Below are 537 nucleotides of genomic sequence, written 5' to 3'. Positions count from 1 at the left end.
GCGCGCTGCTGCTCAGCCCGCTCTCCCATGCTGACGACATCACCTACGGCTACGACGCGCTCGGTCGTCTGGTCTCGGTGAGCGTGGCGGGCAACATCGCTTACTACGACTACGACGCGGCCGGCAACATCACGGCGATCCGCCGCGATGCACGTGTTTCCTCGCCTCGTGCCGACTCTTCGGCTTCGCCGCCGCTTGCTGATTCGCGTGTCGCTGCTGATCTCAACGTGGACCAGAGCGCGGGGCGTTGACGCGCCGCTTGCCGCCTCTGTTTGCCGCTATTTGTTGCCGCTTTTCGTTGCCGTTATCTCCGTCGATTTCCCCATGCACATCATGCCCATCACCTTCCCGGCCGGCCCGCGCCGGCAGCCCGTGCAGCGGGCCGTCCTGCTGCTGCTGTTCGTTCTGCTCTCGTGGTTCGTTGCGCCCCGCGCGCATGCCCAGATTGACTGCGACTCGAAGTACGCGAAGGCGGGTGCCTACCCGGCCGATCCCACCTGTCCACTGAAGGCCGCGGCGGCGGACTTTGGCGGCATG

General features: G+C 66.1%; 2 protein-coding genes. Both read left to right on the top strand.

Annotated features, from left to right (window positions below; all coding sequences use genetic code 11):
- A partial coding sequence (locus tag D0B32_RS11950; RefSeq protein ID WP_259294983.1) for an RHS repeat domain-containing protein occupies positions 1-251 on the top strand: 251 nt, incomplete at its 5' end.
- A gap of 73 nt (positions 252-324) precedes the next feature.
- A partial coding sequence (locus tag D0B32_RS32775; protein ID WP_220444934.1) for a hypothetical protein occupies positions 325-537 on the top strand: 213 nt, incomplete at its 3' end.

Origin of the sequence: Paraburkholderia sp. DHOC27 (genome assembly GCF_003429005.1) — a bacterium.
In the GTDB taxonomy this organism is placed as follows: domain Bacteria; phylum Pseudomonadota; class Gammaproteobacteria; order Burkholderiales; family Burkholderiaceae; genus Paraburkholderia.
The sequence above is the reverse complement of the archived record's forward strand: the minus strand, read 5'-3'. Positions and strand labels throughout refer to the sequence as shown.